We start from the raw sequence: 259 nt of genomic DNA, 5'->3' as shown, positions 1-259 counted from the left end.
CTCATACGTTAAGCGATGATGTAAGGGCTACTACTATCGAATCCAAAAATACCAACCATATTGCTGATTGTATAACAGAAGATGTAGCGAAGAGTTCAGAAGATTGGTCTATGATGAAAGCAAAAGGCAAAACATTGCAATCGGCTAGCGCGTTGTTAGGCAATTATGATACTGCTTTTATGCCAAACGTTCAATCTCTTGACTATGGCAGTTATGGATTTCCCCCCATCGATTTATTGCAGGACCCTGTTTTCCATGA

At 40.2% G+C, this 259-nt stretch carries 1 protein-coding gene; it reads left to right on the top strand.

Annotated elements, in window-relative coordinates:
- Window positions 1-259: hypothetical protein (locus ACFIK8_RS12690; RefSeq protein ID WP_375669629.1), on the top strand; the 259-nt coding region annotated here is incomplete at both ends.

The organism is Bartonella sp. MR168JLCBS (genome assembly GCF_042194175.1).
The sequence above is the reverse complement of the archived record's forward strand: the minus strand, read 5'-3'. Positions and strand labels throughout refer to the sequence as shown.